This window comes from Amycolatopsis sp. NPDC102389 (assembly GCF_044765885.1).
Classification (GTDB): domain Bacteria; phylum Actinomycetota; class Actinomycetes; order Mycobacteriales; family Pseudonocardiaceae; genus Amycolatopsis.
Genome location: NZ_JBIWKX010000094.1, coordinates 1 through 22,823, shown reverse-complemented (window position 1 = coordinate 22,823; position 22,823 = coordinate 1). Strand labels below are relative to the sequence as shown.

Sequence of the window (22,823 nt, the reverse complement as noted above, 5' to 3'; positions counted from 1 at the left end):
GGGCTGTGGTGGTGGGTTGTTGTTGGTTGTCTCGCCTCAACCACCCCCCCCCCCCCCCCCCCCCACCCCCTTGCGGCACCGTGCAGACTGCTCAAACCGGACACTGGCAGCCCGATGAGTGTCCCTTGTGGACGTTCACCGCGCGGCCGGCCCTCGTCGGTCAGCGCGGACCCAGGCCGCAAAGGGAGCGCGGCACGCCATATTTGACTTGCCCCTCAATAAGTGGCCATGGTCCGCCGTGGGGACAGGAGCGGGTATGCGCAGTCATGCCGTTGAGCGGACACGACCTCACGAACCAACCGCCGCCCATGAGAGTCAGTGGGCGCGCCAAAGCGCGCCGGTGTTGTCGGTGGCTTTCAGGAGTTCGTCCTGGCGTGGGGTGTCGGGCCAGATCTGGATCAGGTGCTGCTCCTGCGGGTCGTCCGGGTCACGGTCTTCGCCGGCGTCGCGGTGGCGCACCGAGTCCCGTACCCGGAAGCTGCCGTTCGCGGCCGGCGGGAGGGTGATGGGGATGTCGACGGCGCCGTCGGCTTCGGTCCCGCAGACCGCGATCTCGGCGGCGGGCCAGGTGACCGAGACTTCGGCCACGTCCTCCCAAGCGGCGAGGTCGGGCTCCGGCGGCCCGTCCCAGGTCTCGGTGGTGACGGTGATTTCGCCGAGGTGGACGCCGCAGGTGACCGCGACAAAACCCGGTGCCGTTGCGAGAAGTCCTGTGACACGAGGGGAGGGCAGGGCGCCGACGTGGTAGAGCGGGCTCTGCGGATCGTTGCGGTCTCCGAGGGAGAAGGTGTTGTCCTCGATGAACAGGGTGCCGGTAGCGCGGTAGAGCATCTGTTCCTTCCTACGACGTCTCGGTCTCGCCTGACGCGAGACGCTCGCGGACTTCGACGGCCTCCGGCACGCCCATCTCGGTGAACGCGGCGTGCGCGGTCTGCCAGTGTTTCCGTGCGGCGACAGGATCGCCCAGGGCGAACAGGGCGTCGGCGAGTCCACTTTGGACTCTGGCGAGTTCGTAACGGCTGTCCGCTGCGGTCGCCGACTCGATCGACCGCCGCAGGCAGCGCACGGCGTCGTCCGCCCGCCCGGCGGCGAGCAGGGTCGCCGCCATGTCGTTGCGAGCGGCCAGCGCTCCCTCCCTGCTGCCGATCTCCTTGGCCAGATCGATGGCTTGCCGGTGATGCGCCAACGCCTCGTCGAACCGGCCCGCCGCGACGAGCAGGACACCGAGATGGCTGAGCACCTTCCCCTCGTCAGCCCGGTTGTGCGTCTGCCTCGCCACGGCGAGCGCCTGTTCGTAACAGGCCCGTGCTTCAGTGTCCTTTCCCATTCGCCAGAACGTGGTGCCGAGACCGTCGAGCGCCCGGCATTCGCAGAGGTGGTCACCGCTCGCCCTGGTCACGTCAAGGGCCTGGGACAGATTGTCGACGGCGGCGGGATGATTCCCCAGTCGCATTTCGGCGAGGCCGATATTGCACAGCTGCCGTGCCCGGAACGACTCGTTGTTCCTCGCGACGGCGAATTCCATGGCCCGCCGGAAACAGGGTAACGCGCCGCGATAGTCACCGAGACTGGTCAGCAGGAGGCCCACGTTCCCCGACAGGTTGACGACATAATCGGATTCACCGGCGGCGGAGAACTCCTTGATCGCCTCCTCCAGGATGACGAGTGACTCGGCGGCGTTCCCCCGTTGCCAATGGGTCATGGCCAGCCCGTTCAGCACGTGCCCTCGTACGACACCCGACGCGACCCGGACGGCGTTGCCGAACAGGGCGAGCGCGTCACTCACGTGAACTCGGGCCTCGAAATAGCTCGTCATCACGCACGCGAGCCGCGTCACGTGCTCGTCGCGCCCTTCGCTCAGCGCCCAGCCGGACGCGAGGACGAGGTTGACCCGCTCGGCGTCCAGCCATGCCATCGCCTCGTCCGCCCCGTCGAACACGAGCGCCCGCGCCGCGGGTGTGGGCAGGTCCTCCCACCGCTCCGCCTCATGGGGGTAACAGGTGACGAGCGCGGCACGGGCGGTGGCCAGCTGGAAGTCGAGCAGCCGAACCGCCGCGGCCCGGCGCACTCTGGCCTGGACGTTCTCGCGGACGCGTTTCGCGGCGAACACCCGGACCAGGTCGTGCAGTTCGAACCGGGACGCGCGGGCGGTGATCATGTTGGCCGCCACCAGATCGTCGAGTTGCCGCCGGACGACGCCGACTTCGACGCCGGCCAGCGCCGCCGCCGCGTGGTCGTCGACATCGCGTCCTGGATAAAGGGCGAGGAATCCGAGCAGTACCCGGTCCGGTTCGGCCAGTTCGTCGTACGAGGTGCGCAACGCGACTTCGACCCCGTCGTCCAGCCGCAGCATGGTCCGCAGGTCGGCGAGGCGGTCCCGGTGGTCGGCCATCGTCCACTCGTCCGAGGCGGCCAACCGGCGGGTCACCAGCGCGAGGGCCAGCGGCAACCGGCCGACCAGCTCGACGATGTCGGCCGCTTCGTCCTGCTCCGCGTCGACGCGTTCGTCACCGATTCCGTCGCGGAGCAACTCGACCGACTCTTCCGGCGTGAACACGTCGAGCGCCATGTGCCGGGCCGTGTCCAATCCGGCGAGGCGGCGCCTGCTCGTGACCAGCACCAGGCAGGTCGGGACGGCGGGCAGCAACGGCAGCACCTGGTCGACCGACGCAGCGTTGTCCAGCAGGATCAGCGCGCGCCGTCCGTCCAGCAGCCGGCGGAACAGCGCGCTCCGATCGGCGAGGGTGAGGCAGCCGATCTCGCTGCCGGACGCCCCGAGCCGGCGCAGAAAGCCTTCGAGCACCGCGGCCGGGTCCGCGGCGGGCCGATCCGCGTCGAAGCCGCGGAGATTCACCACCAGCCGCACGTCGGCGAACCTGCCCCGCTCGGCCAGCAGCCGCGCGACCTCGCTGGCGAACCGGGTCTTGCCGACCCCGGCCATCCCGGAGATCGCCCACACGCGGGCGTCGTCCGGCTCGGCCTCCAATATCCGACGCAGTTCCGCCTGCCTGCCGACGAATCCGCCTGCCCCGGCGGGCAGGTGATCGGCGACGCTGATCACGGCCGCCTCGGTGGCGTGCCCGGTGATCACCCGGTGCGCCTGCCGCCATTCCGCCGCGACGTCCATGCCGAGCAGCACGGCCGCGATGTCGACGACCAGTTCGACGTCCAGCCGCTTGCGTCCTGGCAGCAGGCAGCGGTACACCGTGTTGTAGGCGGGCAGGTCGGCCGTCCCCCTGGCCGTGCGCAAGCGCCGCACCCGCCGGTGCAGTTCCCGGTGGGTCAGCCCCGCCCAGGCCAACGCCTGCCTGAGCCGCTGAGCGAGCTCGTCGTACGACCGGGCTCCGATCGGATTCGGCGGCTGTTCCTCCGTCACGGGAACCCCCTGGACACGCGAAACGACCCGCCCGGCGGCGATTCCCGGGCCGGATGCCGATCGACCTTAGTCGAGATCGGCGACCGGCGGGCCGCTTTGAGTCACCGCGTCATCGCGCCAGGTTCCGGTCGGCGAGCGCCTGCACGCGGTCGAGGTCGGCGTCGATCTCCGCCGGTGGAGCCGCGTCCGGCAGCAGTTCCTCGATGTCGTGCAGCGGCCGGTACCGCAGGCCGAGCACACCCCACACCACCAGCACGGCACCGGAAACCACCATCAGCGTGGCGAAGCCGCCGAGCAGGTCGGCGAGCGGTCCCGCGGTCAGGAACCCGAGCGGTTGCATGGCGGTCGCCAGCATGACGTTGATCGCCAGCACCCGGCCCTGCAGCTGCTGGCCGACCTTCGTCTGGATGATCGACAGCCAGTGCGCGTTGCCGATGCTCATGCACGCCAGCCGCACGAACAGGCCGGCCGCGACCACGAGCACCGACGGCCATGCCCCCATCAGCGCCACCCCGAGCCCGGAGCCGATGACGAACGCGATCATGCCGGTGGCCCGGCGCGTGGTGCCGCCCCAGGTGACCACGACGAGCGCGCCGACCGCGGCGCCGATCCCGCCGACGGCACTGACCACGCCCAGTTCGCCCGTCGAGCCGATCGACAGGACCAGCGGGGTGAGGCCCACCCACATCACGGCGGTGAAGTAGTTGACCACCGCGAAGTAGCCGATCATCACCAGCAGCGGTTTGCGGCGCAGCACGAACTTCCAGCCGCCGGCGACCGCCCTCGCGAACGGTTCGGCCTGGGTGAAGAACATCCGGTTCGGGAAGCGCACCAGCACCAGGGTGGTCACCCCGATCGCGAACGTGGCGACGTCGACCACGACGACCCCGGTCAGCCCGGACAGTCCCATGAGGACACCGCCGAGGACCGGCCCGAGTACGGTGCCGAGCCCGGCGCCCATGTCGGCGAGCGCGTTGGCCTGCGGCAGGTACGGCTTCGGCACCAGCTGGGCGATCGCCGCGAGGTAGGCGGGCCGGTGGAACGCCGACGCCACCGACATGACCCCGACGATCGCGCAGACCGCCACGAGATCGAGCCGTCCCAAGGCGACCAGCACGGCGAGCACGGCCATCGCCGCGCCGCTCGTCAGATCGCAGCACAGCATGATCCGCCTGCGGTCCACCCGGTCGGCGAGCGCGCCGCCGACCGGCGTCAGCAGCATGCTCGGCACGCGGGCGAGCAACACGACCAGCGCGAGGTCGATGACGCGTCCGCTGAGCTGGTAGGCCCACACGCCGAGGGCGAACGCGCTCAGTTCGTTGCCGATCATCGACACGGCCTGGCCACCCGCCACGGTGTAGAACGCGCGGAGCCCCCGCCGGGTCGCGGTCGCGGCGACCGGGACGTCGTCGACTTCCGGCGGCAGGTCACCGGCGGCCCACCGGGGCAGCCGGTCGCGCAGCAGTGCGGCGACGTCGGCGGCCTGGTGGCGCAGGAAGTAGTGCCCGGCCTTGGGCAGCACCGCCAGTTCGACGCGGTCGGCGAACACGCCCCACTCCCGGTACCGCTCCTGGTACAGCTCGGTCGCCGGGTCGCTCGACCCGACCACGCACAGGACCGGTGCCGTGAGCCGAGCGTTCTGTCCGGCGTCCGGGTCGAGCGCTCGGCCGAACCACGCCTGCGCCTGTCCGGCGTCGTGCCGCAACGCGTGCAGCATCGCCGCGCTCGCGGCCTCGTCCATGTCGTCCAGCAGTCCGCCGGTGGCCCGCAGCGTGTCCCGGTAGAGCCGGTCCGCCACCCAGCGTTCGCGCGGGAACCGGCGCTGCAGCCAGGCCGAAAGCTTGCCCGGCAGCCGTGCGGAGGGGAAGCTGCCCGCCACGACCACTCCGGCGACGGTGCGGCCGTCGGCTTCGAGCCGGGCGGCGAGCGCGGTGGCCACCGCGGAGCCGACGCAGTGCCCGTACACCGCGATCGGGCCGGTGACGGTCCGGCCGATCTCGTCGGCCAGCAGGTCCACGACCTCGTCGACGGTACGGAACGCCTCGTCGGGCCGGGCCACGTCGTGGCCGGGCAGTTCGACGGCGAGCAGGTCGATATCCGGTGTGGTGGCGGCGAGTTCGGTGGCCAGCGGCTGGAACACCGCGGCCGAGCCGCCGCCGTAGGGCACGCAGACGAGTGTCACCTCCGGTGTGCCCGTGCGGGCGGGGGAGAGGCGGTGCAGCAGGCGCCCGTCGCCGGTCTCCTGCCCGGCGTCGAGATGGGCGGCCAGTTCGCGGACGGTCGGGTGCAGGAACAGGTCGATGACCCGGAGCCGCTCGTCGATCAGCCGGACCGCGCGGACCGCGGTGAACGAATGGCCGCCCAGGGCGAAGAAGTCGTCGTCCGCGCGGACCTCGGGCACCTCGAGCACCTGTGCCCATACCTGTGCGATGCGTTGCTCTGTAGGCGTTTCCGGTGCGCTTGAGCCGGTCATCGGCACGGCGACGGGCTCGACTGTGACCGGGCGTGACCCGGCACGGGCGGGGCCGACCGCGGCGACCGGCTGGTCCACATTGGACAGTAAGCCGCTCAGGAGCGTTTGGAAGTCGGCGACGATCTCCTCGGCGGTGGCGGCGTCGAACAGGTCGGCCCGGTAGGCGAGGCCACCGAGGTAGGTGTCGCCGTCGTTGACCAGCACCATGCTGAGGTCGAACTTCACCTGCTCGCCCGCGTCGCGGACGGCCGTCACCTCGACACCCGGGATCGCGGGTGGCGTCGCCGGCTGGTCGAGAACGTTCAGCAGTACCTGGAAGATCGGCGTCGCGGCCACGGATCGCTCCGGCCGCAACCGCTCGATGATCCGTTCGAGGGGCGTCTCGGCGTGCGCGAACGCGCCGAGCACGGTCTCGCGGGACCGGCCGAGCAACTCGCGCACGGTCGGGTCGCCGCCGAGATCCGTGCGCAACACGAGCGTGTTCACGAAACAGCCCACCGTCGACTCGGCGTCCGGGTGATGCCGCCCGGATTCCGGCACGCCGACCGCGACGTCGCCGGTCCCGGCGCGGCGGCCGAGGAGTTCCTGCCAGCAGGCCAGCAGCACCATGAACGGCGTCACGCCCGCCTCGGTCGCGACCTGCCGCACGCGTGCGGTGAGCGCGGCGGGGAGGGCGAACCGGACGTGCCCGCCCGACCAGTCGGCCACCGCCGGGCGGGGCCGGTCGGTCGGCAGCGTGAGCAGCGGTGGCAGCCCGGACAGGCGGTCGCACCACCAGTCCAGGTCTTCGTCGCGCGCGCGGGCGGCAAGCCAGGCGGCGTAATCCGCGTACTGGACGGGCAGGTCCGCGTCCGGCGCCGATCCCGTGAGCCGCGCGGCGTACGCGCCGGCGAGGTCCGTGCCGATGACGCCGCGCGACCAGTTGTCGGTCGCGATATGGTGCACGGTGAGCGCGAGGACGTGCTCATCGGCGGCGATCCGGAACAGCGAGGCCCGCAGCGGCGGCTCCCGGTCGAGCGCGAACGGCCGCGCCAGCTCCGCCCGGCACGCCGCGTCCACCCGGTCGGCCGCTATGTCCACAATGGACACGGGTACGCGGTCGGCAGGCACTGGCACGGCCACCGGGGTGCCGTCCCGCTCCTCGATGACACTGCGCAGGACGGTGTGCCGTGCGGCGACGTCCCGCACCGCGAGCGCCATCGCCGCCGCGTCCAGCGGGCCGCGCAGCCGCAGCACAAGATCGGCGTGATAGGCCGAGCCCGGGCCGAGCAGTTCGAGGAACCACAGCCGCGCTTGCGCGGACGACAGCGGCGCGGGTGCTTCGGGGTCCGGCCGCACGGGGATGGGAGCGCCGCCGAATACACCGCCCGGGTCGGCGGCCAGCGCGGCGGCGAGGTCGGCCAGCACGGGGTACTCGAACACCGTGCGCACGGCGACGTCGCGGCGCAGTGCCTCACCCAGCCGCCCCGCCACGCGCACCGCGGCGAAGGAATGACCGCCCGCGGTGAAGAAGTCGTCGTCGGCGGAGATGTCGGCGATCCCGAGCACGTCGCTCCAGACCCGCGCCACGAGCCGCTCGGCGGGGGTCGCCACCGGCCGCCGCGCGGCAGGTTCTCGCTCGGCGACGTCGGGCAGTGCCGCCCGGTCGATCTTGCCGTTCGCGTTGAGCGGCAAGCGATCCAGCACGGTCAGCGAGGTGGGCACCATGTAGTCCGGCAACCGCTCCCGCAGTGTCCGGCGCACGGTCGCGACGTCGAGCCCCGGCCCGACCAGCCAAGCGGCCAGGCGCCGGTCGAGACCGGCCCCTACCGGCAGCACGACGGCCTCGGCCACGCCGTCGAGGTCGCGGAGGGCGGCGGCGACCTCGCCCAGTTCCACCCGGTGGCCGCGCACCTTCACCTGGTCATCGGCGCGGCCGAGGAACTGCACGGTGCCGTCGGCCCGCACCCGCAGCAGGTCGCCGCTGCGGAAGCACCGCACGCCGGTGCCGAGCGGGTCGGGCACGAACCGGGCCGCGGTCTGGGTGTCGTCGCCCAGATAGCCGCGGGTGATCTGCGGCCCGCCGATCACCAGTTCGCCGGTCATGCCGTCGGGCACGACCGCGCCGCGCGCGTCGACGAGATGACCGACGACCCCGGGCAGTGGCGTGCCGAGCGGCACGTATCCGGTGCGCTCGTGCGGCGGGACTGTCGCCACGTCGCACGTCATCGAGATCATCGTGCTTTCGGTGTGCCCGTAGTGGCTCTGCACCCGCAGGCCGGGACGGGCCGCCTCGACGCGCTCGACGAGCGGCCACGGGCACGCCTCGCCGGCGAGGATCAGCAGCCGGTCCGGCAGCACGGTGGCCAGATTCCCGTGCCGGGCAAGGAGTTCCAGGTGACTGGGCACGCACTTGAGCACGTCGACCGGGTGCTCGGCCAGGTACCCGGCGAAGGATTCCGGGTCCATCGCGGTGTCCCGCTCGACCAGGTGGACGGTGCCGCCGGTGGTCAGCGCGCCGTACACGCAGGTGAGACCGAAGTCGGCCGCCGGGGTGGAGACGACCGCGAACGACGCGCCCGCCACGTCGCCGAGCCGGGGCAGCATGCCCGACAGGTAGTGCGCGACGTTGCGGTGTTCGACCGCGACCCCCTTCGGCGCCCCGGTCGAACCGGACGTGAAGATCACGTGGATCAGGTCGTCGCCCGCGACCGGGACGCCGGGCCGGGTGCCGGGCTGGTCGGCGACCGCGTCGTCGACGGTCAGGACGGTGACACCGGGAACGGTGATGTCGAGGCCGGGTTCGGCGAGCAGGATCCGCGCGCCCGCGGTGGCGAGGATGGCGGCCACCCGCGCCTGCGGATAGGTGGTGTCCATCGGCAGATACGCGCCGCCGGACTTCATGATGCCCAGCACCGCGCACGCCACGTCCGTGCCCTGTTCGAGCAGGATCCCGACCGGGTCGTCCGCGCGCACACCGAGCGCCCGCAGCCGGTGCGCGATCCGGTTGGCGCGTTCGTCGAGCTGCCGATAAGTGAGCGTGCCGGTCGCGCCGGCCACGGCGACGCGGTCCGGGCAGCGGTCGACGGTGTCTTCGATCAGCGTGTGCACCGGGCGGAGTCCGGCCCGCTCCGGTGCCGGTCCCGCCAGCGAAGGGGCGGTGACGACCTCGATCGGCACCTCTGCCACCGGCCGGTCGAGGTCCGCGGTGATCCCGTCGACGAGCGTGACGAACCAGCGGGCGATCCGTTCCGCGGTGCCGCGGTCGAACAGGTCGGCGCGGTAGGCGAGCCCGCCCGAATAGCCGTCGCCGGACCGGGACAGCGCGAGGTTCAGATCGAACTTGACGCCGCGCACCGGCGGTTCGGTGACCCGGGTGGTCAGGCCCGGCAGCTCGGGTGCCCGGGAGGGTTCGTCGAGCACGTTGAGCATGACCTGGAAGATCGGCGACGCGTCGAGCCCGCGTCGTGGCGCGACCCGTTCCACGATCCGCTCGAACGCCACGCCCGTATGCGCGAACGCGTCGAGCACCGTGTCCCTGGCGGCGGCGAGCAGTTCGCGGCCGGTGGCCGCCCCGGCCAGGTCGGTGCGCAGCACGAGCGTGTTGACGAAGCAGCCGACCACCCGTTCCGCGTCCGGGTGGCGACGGCCGGACTCCGGCACACCCACCGGTACGTCGGTCGTCCCGGCCAGCCTGGCGAGCAGGGTCTGCCAGCACGCCAGGAACACCATGAACGGGGTGGCGCCGGTGGTGCGGCCGATCTCCCGCAGCCGCGCGGTGAGCGCGGCGGGTACCTCGACCTCGACTTCGGCGCCCTCGTCGCCGGCCACGGCCGGACGGGGCCGGTCGGTCGGCAGCTCCAGCACCGGGGGCAGCCCGGCGAGCCGCTCGTGCCACCAGTCCAGGTCGGCCTCAGCGGTGTCCGGCCTGGAACCGTTCCACGCCACCAGATCCGCGTACTGGAGTGCCGGGGGCGGCGGCACGTCGCGGACGCCGAGGCGGGCCGCGTAGCAGGCGGCGAGGTCGTCGAGCACGACCGCGGCCGACGGGGCGTCCATCGCGATGTGGTGGAACGTCAACGCCAGCACCCGCCGGTCGGCGGCGACCCGGAACAGTACCGCCCGCATCGGCGGCATGTCTTCGAGCACGAAGGGACGGGTGGCCTCGGCGGCCACCGCGGCGTCCAGCTCCGCCGCGGCAATGTCCACAGTGGACACCGGGACGTCAGGCCCCGCGCACCGCATCGGCTCGCCGTCGATCTCCCGGTACACGCCGCGGAGCACGTCGTGGCGGTCGGCGACGTCACGGACCGCGGCGAGGAGCGCGGTCTCGTCGGCCGATCCCGTCAGCTCGAGCACAAGCGGAAGGTTGTAGGCATGGCCGCCGGGTTCGAAGCGGGCCAGGAACCACAATCTCGCCTGCGCGGGCGACAGCGGCACCGGCGACCCGTCGCGGGGGAGCCGGGGGATGGCGGGCTCCGCGACGGGGGTGCCGCCACGCAAGGCGGCGGTGGCGCGGCGGGCGAGCAGCTCGCGCAGTCGTTCCTGCGCGGGGGTGACCACTGAGTCGGTCATGCCGTGCTCCCCGCCGGGACATCGATGGCGTCGTCGTCCGCCAGTGCGGTCATCGCGATCCGTTCCAGTTCCGCCGCGAACTCCCGCAGCACCGGCCGGTCGAACAGGCACCGCACCGGAATGGCGAAGCCGAGCGCCTCGCCGAGGCGTCCGACGACCTTGGTCGCCGCGAGCGAATGTCCGCCGAGGCCGAAGAAGTCGTCCAGCGCGCCGACCCGCTCTCGACCTAGCACCTCGGCCCAGGTCATCGCGACGAGTTCCTCGACCGGCGATGCCGGCGGGCTGTCCGGCCGCGCGGATGCCGACGGTGCGGGCAGCGCGGCACGGTCCACCTTTCCGGTCGCGGTGGTGGGGAACGCGTCGAGCGGTACCCATCGGTGAGGCACCGCGTAATCGGGCAAGCGGCCGCGCAGCACGGCCGCCACCGCATCTGTGTCCACAGTGGACGGGGTGAGATAGCCGACGAGATGTGGTTCGCCCTCCCCGACACGCACCACGACCGCCGCGTCGGTCACCCCGGCGACGGTGCGCAGCACGTGTTCCACCTCGCCGAGTTCCACCCGGTTTCCGCGGATCTTCACCTGGTGGTCGGCGCGGCCGTGGAACTCCAGTGCGCCGTCGGCGCGCCAGCGGACCAGGTCGCCGGTGCGGTAGGAGCGGACGCCGTGCAACGGATCGGTGCCGAAGGCGGCCGCGGTCTGCTTAGGACGGTCCCGATAGCCCGATGTCACGCCGGCGCCGCCGATGCACAATTCGCCGACCGCGCCGGGAAGCGCGGCCTGGCCGAACGGGTCGGCCACCGTGAGCAGGGTGCCGCCGAGCGGCCCGCCGATCGGTATCGGCCGGTCGGCCGCCAGGTCGGCGGTGGTCACCAGGTGCGTGGTCGCGGTGATGGTGGTCTCCGTGGGTCCGTAGCAGTTGCGCAGGCTCGCGACCCGGGCGGTGACCTGCCGCGCCAGCGCGACGTCGAGGGCTTCGCCGCCGGAGAACACGTGCAGTCCCGGCAGATCGGGAAGTCCGGCGGCGACGAGCATCCGCAAGGTGGTCGGTGTCGGGTTGAACCGGGTCGAGCCGGTCGCGACGAGCCGCTGGACCAGCGCGTGTCCGTCGACGGCGCAGTCCCGGTCGGCGATCGCGCAGTGCGCGCCCGCGGTCAGTGTCGTCCAGATCTCGCCGGTGGCCGTGTCGAACACGAGCGGCGCCACCGCGAGCCATGTGTCGGATGGCTGCACGTCGGTGACTTCGCGGAAGGTGTGGACCAGCGCGGCGAGGTTCCCGTGTGTGACCGCGACACCCTTCGGCCTGCCGGTCGAACCGGACGTATAGAGGACGTAGGCGAGGTCGTCCTGGCCCGGCTCCCGCAGCGTGCGGGTGTCCGCGACGGGGGCGTCGAGGTCCACGACGGTCAGGTGCGGCAACGCGGCGCGGGCCACGTCCAGCGCCTGGCCGCGGGCGGCGACCACCCGGATCCCGGCGTCGGCGGCGAGCGCCGCGATCCGGTCCGCGGGATGACCGGGGTCCAGCGGCAGGTACGCGCCGCCGGCCCGCCACACCGCGAGCAGCCCGGCGGGCAGGTATTCGTCGCGGGGCAGGCATACGCCGACCACGTCACCGGTGTCGACACCCGCGGCGAGCAGGCCGTGGGCGCCCTGCGCCGACCAGTTGTCCAGGTCCGCATAGGACAGTCGTCCGGCGGGCGATGACGTCGCCACCGCGCCGGGTGGTTGAGCGAGCACGTCGGCGACCACGGTTCGTGTGGCAGGCAACGGTTTCCCGGTGCCCCAAGTGAGCAGTGCGGCACGGTCCGCAGCGTCCAGTATGTCTAGTGTGGACAGTGCGGAGTCCGGATCGGTCGTGAGCCGGTCCAGGAGGGCGCCGTACCAGCGGGCCCAGCGTTCGATCGTGTCCCGGTCGAACAGGTCGGCGCGGAACACGAGCCTGCCCGTGTAGCCGTTGCCGGTTTCGGCGAGGTCGAGGTTCAAGTCGTACAGCGCGGTGGCGACCGGTTGCGGCAGCACCGTCACGGCCAGGTCGCCGAGCGTCGCGGTCGCCTGGTCGTCGACGACGTTCATCATCACCTGGCACACCGGCGTGCTCGCTGGGTCCCGCTCCGGCGCGAGTCGTCGCACGACCTCGTCGAACGGCACGTCGGCGTGCGCGAACGCGTCGAGCACCGCGTCGCGTGCCCTGGCCACGAGGTCGCGGCCAGACCGGAGGCCGGCCCCCAGATCGGCACGGACGGCCACGGTGTTGACGAAGAAGCCGACCATTCCGGCCAGTTCGGCGGAACGGCGACCACTGTGCGGCACGGCGACCGCGAGGTCCCGTACCCCGGCCAGCCGCGCGAGCAACAGCTGCCAGGCCGCGAGCAGGACCGTGAACGGGGTGGTCCCGGCGTCGCTCGCCATGGCGCGGACCCGGTTGGTGACGTCCGAGGGCAGCCGGACCGGGACCTCGTCCGCCGTCCAGTCCGCGATGGCGGGGCGGGGCCGGTCGGCGGGCAACCGCAACGCGGGCAGGTCCGCGAGCCGTCGCTCCCACCAGTCGAGCCCCGCGCCCCGGTCCTGCTCGCGCTCCCGCGCGGCGTGATCGGCGTACTGGAGCGCCGGTGGCGACGGCCAGTCGTCGGGTTCCGTGCGATACCCCTGGTCCACTTCGGACAGCAGGAGCCGCTGAGAGACAGCGTCGGTCGCGATGTGGTGGCAGGTAAGGATCAACACGTGGTGGTCCGGTGCGATCCGGAACAGGACCACGCGCAGCGGTGGCGCGGCGTCCAGTGCGAACGGCCGCCGGATCTCCGCCGCCACCGCCGTGTCCAGGTCCGGTTCGCTGATGTCCACAGTAGACATCGGAACGGCGTCGGCCGGTCCGAGGAGCGCGACCGGCTCTCCGTCGATCTCGGTGACCCGGCTGCGCAGCACGTGGTGGCGTGCCGTGAGCGCACGGACCGCGCGGTATAGCCGCGGCTCGTCCAGTGCGCCCTGGATCCGCAGCACGGTGGGGGAGTTGTAGGCAGCACTGTCCGGGTCGAGCTTCGCCGCGAACCACAGCATGCGCTGCGCCGGAGACAGCGATGCGGGTGCGGCCGGGTCCACGCGGGCGGTGAGCAGACGGTCGTCGCAGGCACCTTCTCCGTCGATCCGTGCGGTGAAGTCGGCGAGCACCGGGTGGTCGAACAAGGTGCGGACGGTGATCCGGCGTCTCAGTCGGGTCTGCAGGAGACCGGCCACCCGGGTCGCTGCCAGCGACCGGCCGCCGAGGGTGAAGAAGTCGCTGTCCGGACCGATTTCCGCGTCGAGTTCGAGACATTCCCGCCACACCCGCGCGACCACCGCCTCGGCCTCCGACAGCGGAATAGCCGCGGACGGACGGTCGACGGGCGCTGTCGGTAGCGCGCGCCGGTCGAGCTTTCCGTTGGGCAGCAAGGGGAGTGCGTCCAGGGTGTGCCACGAACTCGGCACCATGTAGGCGGGCAGTAGCCGCCGCACCTGTCGCTCGACGGCCGCCGCGTCGACGGTCGCGGGAATGAGGTAGCCGATCACGTGCGCGTCCACGCCGTCCGCGGCCACCGCCACCGCCGCGTCGTCCACATCGGACAGTCCACGCAGGACGCACTCGATCTCGCCGAGCTCGAACCGGTTTCCGCGCACCTTCACCTGGTCGTCGCCGCGGCCGAGGAACTCCAGTGTCGCGTCGGGACGCCACCGGACGAGGTCACCGGTGCGGTAGCAGCGTTCGCCGGGCCGCACCGGGTCGGTGACGAACGCGGACGCGGTCAGCTCGGGCCGCGCCCGATAGCCGGTCGCCACCCCGGCGCCACCGATCCACAGTTCACCGATCGCGCCGGGCGGCGCGAGCCTGCCCGCCTCGTCCACCACGTACAGCCGGGCGCCCGGCGTCGGCGAACCGATCGGGACCCGGTCCCGGTCGTGCCCGGTGACCCGGTGCGCGGTCGCCGCGACCGTGGTCTCCGTCGGGCCGTAGCCGTTCCACAGCTCGCCGACCAGCGGCCGGGCCCGCGCGGCGAGGTCCGCGTCGAGCACCTCGCCGCCGAGCAGCAGCCGCAGCGCGGGGTCACCCGCCCAGCCCGCGGCGAGCAGCATCCGCAGGCTCGTGGGGGTCAGGTCGACGACCGTGACACCGCTCTCGGCGATCCGCCGCGCGAGCTCGTGGCCGTCGACGGCGCTGTCGCGGCCGGCGACGACGCAGCGCGCGCCGGTGGTGAGCGGCCACCACAATTCCTCTGCGGAGACGTCGAAGGCGAGCGGCGCGAGCGCGAGCATCGCGTCGTCCCGCGTCATACCGGGGCAGAGCCCGCGGGAGCGGACGAACGCGTGCAGGTTCGCGTGGCTGATCTCGACCCCCTTGGGCCGCCCGGTCGATCCCGAGGTGTACAGCACGTAGGCGAGCGCGTCGCCGTCCGGCAGCACGGCCTCGAACGGCACACCGTCGGTCCGGTCGGCACTGACCACGCGCAAGCCCGGCACGGCGTCGGCGACCTCCGATGCCACCGGCTCGGCGTTGCCACGCGTGAGCACGAACCGCAGTCCGGCCTCACCCGCGAGCTGGGCCAGCCTGGCGACGGGTTGCTCGGTGTCGAGCGGCAGATACCCCGCACCCGCCCGCCACACGGCGAGCAGCGCGGCGGGCAGGAACTCGTCGCGCGGCAGGCACACCCCGACCGTGTCCCCGGCCGTCACCCCGGACGCGGCGAGCACGCGCGCGATCCGGTCGGCGTGGCCCGCCAGTTCCGCGTACGTCAGCTGCCCGCTCTCCGACGACACCGCGATCGCATCCGGTGTCCTCGACGCGTTGCGCCACACCGCGTCCGGCACGCCGGCCGCGTCGTCGGCCGATAGCGCGTGGCCGGTGCCCCACCACGTCAGCTCGGCGAGTTCCCCGTCCGCCGCCAGCGCCAGTGCGGACAGCGCGGTGTCCGGTGTGGACACCGCGGTGTGCAGAAGGTGAAGCAGGGAACGGGTGAACCAGCGAGCGCGGTCGGGGGTGAGCCACGACGGGTCGTGCTCGACGATCAGCTCGGCGCCGCCGACGTGGGTGTTCACGAACACCGTCAGCGGGTTGTGGCTGCCGCCGGTCGGCAGCTCGCCGAGGAGGTCCAGCCGCGTGCCCGGCCCGTGCGCCGACAGCGGGACGCCGTCGGGCTGCACCGCGATCGACACGGGCGTGAGCGGGACCCCGGCGGGCCGGTCGCCGCCCCACAGCGCGGCGAGTTCACCGGTGGGCAGGCCCCGATGGTCGATGGCGTGCGCCGCCGTGGTCATGGCCGCGCGCAGCAGATCGCGGAACGACGCGTCCGCGTCGAGCCGCAACCGGACCGGCAGGACGTCGACCAGCGGCCCGACGGTGTGTTCGAGTTCGGGCCGGTCCCGGTGCGCGGCCGCCATGCCCAGCAGCACGTCCTGACCGTGCACCAGCTCACCGACCAGCACGCCCACCGCCGACAGGTACACCGCGAACGGCGTCACGCCGGTCGATTCGGCCAGTGCGCGCACGGCCGACCCCAGCGATTCGGGTAGTGGCGTGCTGATCCGTTGCCCTGCGAAACGTCGCCGACCGTGCACGACGCGGTCGAACAGGGCGTCCGGCGGGGTCGCTCCGGCCAGCTCTCCCGACCAGTACGCCGTCAGCCGGTCTCGCTCACCGGGCACCTCTGCGAGCGCGCGCTCCCGCAGCGCCACCGCGCCGACCTGCGCGAAAGCAGGGGCGGGTGTGCCGGCCAGCTCTGCCATGAGCACGCCGACGGACACGCCGTCGGTGGCGATGTGGTCGGACACGACGACCAGGTCGGCCACGTCGTCGGCGAGGCGGAGCAGCGTGATCCGCAGGAGCGGCGTGTCCACGGTGAGGTCGAACGCGTGCCGGGCGGCGGTCGCGGCCAGCTCCCCGGCCCGGCGATCCGCGTCGGCGAGACCGCGCAGGTCGTGCACGTCCAGCGGGACCGGCGCCGGCGGGCCCACCACCATGACCGGTTCGCCGTCGTGGTCGGCGATCGTGCCGCGCAGCACCTCGTGCCGTGCCACGACTTTGTCCGCGGCGGACCGCAGCGCGGGCACCGACACCCGGCCGCGCAGCCGCAGCCGCCAGGCGACGGTCGTCGCGGTACCGGTCGAGCCAAGCTGGGCGAGCGTCCACAGCTCCCGCTGCGTGCCGGTCAAGGGGTAGGTCTCACGGCTCGGGTTTTCCTCCAGCGCCACCGAGGGCGCCGCGGCCGGGGCGCCCGCGAGCCGCCGCGCGACCGCCGCCACCGTGCCGTCGGAGAGGAACTCCGCCAGCGTCACCACCCGGCCGGTGCGCTCCCGCAGCCGCGCGATCGCGCGCGCCGCGGCCAGGGAATGCCCGCCCGACTCGGAGAACCGGTCGTGCACACCGATTTCCGGCAGCCCGAACGCGGCCGCGACCGCCTCGGCGACCAGCCGTTCGGCGTCGGTGCGCGGGGCGGCGTACTCGGTGTCCTCGCGGTCGAACACCCACGCCGCCAGCGCGGTCCGGTCCGCCTTCCCGGTCGTGCCGAGCGGGATCGCGTCGAGCACGGCGATTCGCGACGGCACCAGATGCGTGGGCAGCCGCGATCGCAGCCACCGCAACAGTTCCGGCTCGGAAACCCCATCACCGGCCGGTTCGGCGAACCCGACGAGCCTGCGCTCCCCGTGTTCGTCGGCCGGCGCGAGCACCACCGCGTTGCCGACGGCCGGGTGGGTGAGGAGCGCCGCCTGGATCTGTCCCGGTTCGATCCGGAAGCCCCGCACCTTCACCTGGTCGTCGGCACGGCCGACGAAGTGGTGCACGCCGTCGCGGCGCCGGACCAGGTCACCGGTGCGGTAGTGCCGGATGCCGCGGGAGTCGACCACGAACTTCTCGGCGGTCAGTTCCGGCTGCCCCAGGTACCCGCGGGTCACGAGCGCTCCGCTGACCCACAGCTCACCGACCTCGTCGTCGCCGAGCGCGCGGCCGTCGGTGTCGCGCACCGAGAACGCGGCGCCGGGCAGCGGCGTGCCGATCGGCGGATCGTCCAGCCCGTCCCGGCCGACCTCGTGGCACGAACAGTTCACCGTCACCTCGGTCGGGCCGTAGCAGTTCACGATCCGCCGCACGCCTTCGTTGGTGTAAAGGCGATCCACGAGCGACCGGTGCAGTGCCTCGCCCGCGATCGCGACGGTCCGCACCGAACGCGGCAGCGGGGTGCGCGCCAGCACCGCCAGTACGGACGGCACGCCCTGCACGAACGTCACCTCGTCCCGCGCGGCGAGCCCGGGCAGCGCGAGCAGGTTCTCGGCGAGCACCAGGCTCCCGCCGGTCACCAGGGGCGGGAAGATCTCGGCGACGGACGCGTCGAAGCAGACCGACGCGGCGCCGAGCACGCCGCGCAGTTCGTCGTCGCCGTAGGTCGCGGCCGCCCACGCCAGCAACGCGAGCACGTTGCGATGCTCGACCTGGACACCTTTCGGCCGCCCGGTGGAGCCGGACGTGTAGATCACGTAGGCGAGGTCCGTGCCGGAACCCTGGACGGCGGGGGCGGTCGTGGGCGCGGAGACGACGTCCCCGACGGCCAGCACCGGCACGTCGGCGTCCGCGAGCGCGGCCGGACCCGCTTCGTCCGCCACCACCAGCGACAGCCCGGAGTCCGCGACGACCGACGCGCCGTGCGCCGGGGGAGCGGACGGGTCCAGCGGGACATACGCGCACCCCGCTTTCAACACCCCCAGCAGCGTGGGCACCAGCCACCGGCCACGGCGCAGGCAGACGCCGACGAGATCGCCGGGTGCCACTCCACGACCGAGCAGGGTGTGCGCGACCGTGTTCGCGACCTCGTCCAGCCGGGCGTAGCTCAGCCGCTCGTCGCCCGCGACGAGCGCACAGCGGTGGGGTGTCCTTCTCGCCTGCTCCTCGAACGCCTCGTGTACCCGGTCGAACCCACCCAGATCTACCCGCAACCCGCTGAACCCCCTCGTGACCCGGCCGGAGTTCCCGACCTCGGCAGATTGAACTTCCGGGACGGCGCCCGGTCCAGGAAACCCGACCGGAAACTGCGCGGACGGCAAGTTCCGGTCACGACGACGCCATCGCGATGCCCATCGCGTCGTACAGCGACTGCGCGCGTTCGCGGTACGGCTTGGCCTTTTCCGGAGCGCCGACGTCGTCGTGGGTCGCGGCGATACCGGTCAGCGCGCGGGCCTCCTCATGCGGTTCGCGGGTGAGCCGGGCGAGTTCGGCGGCCCGCGTGTAATGCGCCATCGCGACCGGCCGGTCACCGCACGCCAGCGCGCTGTCCGCGAGCCCGTTGTGCACGAGGGTCTCCAGCGGCCGGATGCCGGTCGCCACCGCGATGTCGAGCGCCGCCTCCTGATGCAGGCGGGCCGTCGCCGCGTCGCCTTGCCGGAGGTGCACCAGCCCGAGGTAGGCCAGCGCGTACCCTTCGGCCTCCCGGTGGCCCTCGGCCCTGCTGACCGTCAGCGACCGGTGGAGGTGGTCGTGGGCCTCCGTCCACCGGCCCAGCGCGCGGTACACGTCTCCGAGATTGTGCAGCGAGATCGCCTCGCTGAGCCGGTCACCGATGCTCCGGGCGTTGGTCAGGCACTGCCGATAGCAGTCGAGAGCGGCGTCGAGGTCGCCCCGGCGTTCGTGGACGAAGCCGAGGTTGGACAGCGAGCGTCCCTCGTTGAGGCGGTCGCCGGTCTCCCGGGAAACCGTGACCGCCCTGCTCAAATGGTCCGCCGCGTCGGCGTACCGGCCCAGCTGCGCGTACACGGTGCCGAGCGTGTTCAACGCGCGACCGGTGACGACCGGGCTCCCGTCGACGTCGAGGCAGCGGGTCAGGTGCGTGACCGCCTCATCGAAATGGCCGAGCCTGGCGCAGATCGCGGCCAGGTCGACGAGCGCCTGCTGAGTGCCGATGGCGTCGCCCGCCCGCTGCGCCTCGGTGAGCGCGAGACGGTGCAGCGTGCGCAGGGCGCCGTAGTGACCGTGCACCCGCAACGCCTGCCACAGCACGGTCGAGAGGTCGCGGGCGTAGGTGTCGCCGGTGGCCGACGACTGTTCCGCGATGGCGATCAAGGTGGGCAGTTCCGCCGCGAGCCAGGTCGCGGCGTCCTCGGCGCCGGTGAACCGGACGTTCTCGGCGATCGGGGTGAGCAAGGGTCTTCGGTTGGGGTCGCCCGCCGTCATCGACCCGGCCGCGTCGGCCGCCCCGGCCACATAGTGCCCGGCGAGGCGGCGAAGGGCGGCCGATCGTCGCTGCGCCGGTTCTTCGCCGGCGCGGCCGCGCGCGTAGTCGCGGACCAGGTCGTGGAATTCGAACCGGCCGTCCGCGCGCTGCGCGAGCAACAGGTGGCTGTCGACGAGCGCGTCGAGAAGCCTGCGGGTCTCCGGCGGATCCGTGCCCAGCAGCGCCGCCGCGGCGGCGGTGTCCCAGTGCGGGCCGGGATGGAGCCCGAGCAGACGCAGGCCCGAGGCCACGTCGCCGGGCAGCGCGTCGTAGGACCAGGACAGCACGGAGGGCAGCGAGGTGGTCTTCTCTTCGGTGGTCAGTGCGGCGAGGCGGTCCCCGGTCGAACGCATCGAGGACGCCACGTTCGCCAGATTCCGGTTGTGCGCGAGCCGTTCACCGACGATGCGCAGGGCGAGGGGCAGGCCGCCGCACCCCGACACCATGTCGGCGAGCGCGGTGCGGTCCGCGAATCTTCGTCCGTTGCCCGCCAACCGGTCGAGCAAGGAGAAGGACTCCTGTTCGGTCAGCAGCGGTACGGGTACCCGGTGCGCGTCGGCGCTGATCGTCAGCCCGTGCAGTGCCGCGCGGCTCGTCACCACCACCGCGCAGCCCGCGTGGCCGGGCAGCAACGGCCGGACCTGCTCCGCCGAGCGGGCGTTGTCCAGCACCATGAGCACCGAACGGCCGTCCAGCACACTGCGCAGCGACGCGGCCCGGTCGTCCAGGTCGGCGGGCACGTCCGCCACGGGCACGCCGAGCGCCCGCAGGAACGACCGCAGCACCTCGCCCGGGTCGGCGGGCGCCCCCGGCCCGTAGCCGCGCAGGTTCGCGAACAGCTGCCCGTCCGGGAAGTCCGGTTTGACCCGTTGCGCCCACTGCACGGCCAACGAGGTCTTGCCGACCCCGGCCATGCCCTCCAACACCGCCACGACGACACCGGCGCCGGCCCTCTCGCCGTGGAGGGCGTCGAGCGCGTCGATCTCCCGCTGCCGCCCGATGAACGACGTGATCCCCGAAGGCAGTTGCGCGGGCACCGCGACGACCGGCGTTCTCGCGGGCGACACCGCGTCCGGGCAGTAGTGCCGCACGAACCGGCTCGCCTGCTCGCCCTGGAGACCCAGCCCCAGCGCCAGCGCCTCCACCGAATGTCGCCGTGGCCGGGCGACCCGGCCACGCTCGATGTTGCTGATGCTGCGCACCGTCAGCCCGGTGCGTTCCGCCAACTCCTCCTGGGTGAGCCCGGCGTCCCGCCGTGCCTCACCCAGCAGCGAACTCGGCCCACGGTCCATTTCGCGGATGGTAGAGCGGGCGCGACGCCGGAAAACGGCGGTTCGGTGACGATTTTGATCGAAATTGGTCGAAAACGCCGGACAGTGACCGCGCGAGTCCTGCCTGCTAGCGGGCCGCGGCGCGTTCGAAGTCGGCGAGAGCCTGGCCGGACAGGCCGAGCCCGGCCGCGATGAGCCGGACCGTGTCGCGGCGGGGCCTGCTGACCCGGCCGTGCTCGAGGTCTCTGATCGCTCGGATGCTGACCGCGGAGCGGGCGGCGAGAAGCCGCTGGGTCGCGCCGAGGCTCCGCCGATGGCTCCGCAGCAACTCGCCGAATCGGGCCGGACCTTCCTCCGCCGGGAGCATCGCCTCCAGCGCGGGATCGGCGTCGGCCAGCTGTATGAGGTAGCCGGGCTCCTCGGCGACGATGGGCGACGACAGCCCGACCCTGCCGAGGTTCGCCCGCAGCGCCGAGACGCAGATCCGCACCTGGGTGCGCGCGGTGGCGGGCGGCTCGGTCTCCCAGACCGCGTCGACCAACCGGTCGATGCCGACCACCCGGTTCGCGTTGCGCAGCAACACGGACAACACGATCGCTTGCCTGCCGGGCAGGATGAGCTGAACACCTTGGGTCACTGGCGTCCTCCGCTTCGCTCGGCGACTCACGTCACCGGTGCCGCACCATGGTCGGCAGGCGGCAGGGGAGGGGCAACCGGAAACTTCACCGAAGAAGTGCCGGTTCAGCCCGCTCGGCTCGGGCGAGCGGAGCGGGCTGACGACGTCATCCGCAGCAGATGTTGTAGCCGTGGTTCCGCCAGAACAACGACGGGCTCGGGTTGTCGAGAACCGGATCGCCGGTGCTGTCCGACGCGCTCTCGTGCCTGCCCGGCCGGTACTCGACATGCGTGTGCGCGGAGCTCGCGCCGCGATACTCCTCGGTGCCGATCTGCCGGCCCCGGCTGACGAATTCACCGACCGCGAGCCCGTTCGACGGGTTGAGATGCAGGTAGATGACGGTGAAATCCTGATCCCGGTTGTAGATCGCCAACGTGGACAGGCCGCCGCTGCCGTTGCCGCCCTCGGTCTTCCTGATGACGGAGCCCTGGGTCATCGAGTACACGGAAACGCCGAAGCCGCGGGCGAAGTCGATCCCCTCGTGCCTGCCCGACGTACTCACGTAGCCGTCGAAATAAGAGCTGATGTGGCCGGAGTCGCTATGGTACAGCCCGGTTTCCAGCCATTCGTTTTCCACCAGGCCGAGCAGATGCCCGGCGTTTTCGTTGTACGTCGAGGACAGGTTTCCTTTGACGCCGTGCGCGAACGAGTCGATCGGGCCCGTCCAGCCGTTCTTGAAGAACACGGTGACCACCGCGTCCCGCCGGTTCCACACCGAGGCCGCGTTGCCCTTCACGCACAGGCCTTTCCCCGCGCCCGCGCCGAGGAAGTGATAGCAGTCGGCGCCCGTGCCGTAGTTACCGACCGACGCGTCGAAATCGCTGACCGATCCCTGCTGATCACTGTTGTAGTACAAGCAGAACTCGCCGTCCTCGCAGACGCCGTTCCGTGCCGTCGCGGCCTGTGCGGCAGGGGCAAGGAAGAGAGTGCTGCTCAACGTCAGTGCCACGCCGAATAATGCGACCATCAGTCTTCTCAACGACGTTCCCTTTCTTCATGAATGCGGCGAATCGGCCAGTGCGCGACGGTACGGACGTGATGGACGCCAGGGAAGTCATAAAGGGCAAACTGCCGCTCATTCGGCGGCGTGGACGTCATTTCCGTCCGCCGGTGTCTTATTGAGGAGTAAGCCAAACGTGGTGTTCTCGGACGGGCGGATGGTGGGATGAAGGCTCCCTTCGTCGCGTCTAATGCGGTGAAAGGAGCCTTCGGCCCTGGTCAAGCGCGGGTCGTGAGTGGCGTTTCGGGTT

Annotated in this window: 7 protein-coding genes; all 7 read right to left on the bottom strand. The window is 72.2% G+C overall.

What is annotated here, in order from left to right; translation table 11 throughout:
• Nucleotides 1-315 precede the first annotated feature (315 nt).
• The 7 genes from ACIRGA_RS38950 to ACIRGA_RS38920 all read right to left on the bottom strand — a co-directional run bounded on the left by ACIRGA_RS38950 (nucleotide 316) and on the right by ACIRGA_RS38920 (nucleotide 22,540).
• Nucleotides 316-831 carry a hypothetical protein gene (locus ACIRGA_RS38950; protein ID WP_400951799.1) on the bottom strand — a complete coding sequence of 172 codons (516 nt, stop codon included), beginning with the start codon at nucleotides 829-831 and terminating at the stop codon, nucleotides 316-318.
• Between the two features lie 10 nt (nucleotides 832-841).
• Complete coding sequence (locus ACIRGA_RS38945; RefSeq protein WP_400951796.1) at nucleotides 842-3,376, bottom strand: ATP-binding protein; 2,535 nt, start codon at nucleotides 3,374-3,376, stop codon at nucleotides 842-844.
• A 109-nt stretch (nucleotides 3,377-3,485) separates the two neighbouring features.
• Nucleotides 3,486-10,403: an amino acid adenylation domain-containing protein gene (locus tag ACIRGA_RS38940; protein WP_400951793.1), complete on the bottom strand. Its 6,918-nt coding sequence runs from the start codon at nucleotides 10,401-10,403 to the stop codon at nucleotides 3,486-3,488.
• Nucleotides 10,400-18,355, bottom strand: coding sequence for an amino acid adenylation domain-containing protein (locus ACIRGA_RS38935; RefSeq protein WP_400951788.1), 7,956 nt, complete (start codon nucleotides 18,353-18,355; stop codon nucleotides 10,400-10,402). Before ACIRGA_RS38935 ends, ACIRGA_RS38940 begins: the two co-directional genes overlap by 4 nt.
• A gap of 115 nt (nucleotides 18,356-18,470) precedes the next feature.
• Nucleotides 18,471-20,918, bottom strand: a complete 2,448-nt coding sequence (locus ACIRGA_RS38930) for an ATP-binding protein (protein WP_400951783.1) — start codon at nucleotides 20,916-20,918, stop codon at nucleotides 18,471-18,473.
• Nucleotides 20,919-21,024: 106 nt separating this feature from the next.
• A complete protein-coding gene (locus ACIRGA_RS38925; protein ID WP_400951779.1) occupies nucleotides 21,025-21,534 on the bottom strand; it encodes a helix-turn-helix domain-containing protein in 510 nt (169 codons plus the stop codon).
• Nucleotides 21,535-21,679: 145 nt separating this feature from the next.
• Nucleotides 21,680-22,540, bottom strand: a complete 861-nt coding sequence (locus ACIRGA_RS38920) for a peptidoglycan DD-metalloendopeptidase family protein (RefSeq protein WP_400951774.1) — start codon at nucleotides 22,538-22,540, stop codon at nucleotides 21,680-21,682.
• Between the last annotated feature and the right edge of the window lie 283 nt (nucleotides 22,541-22,823).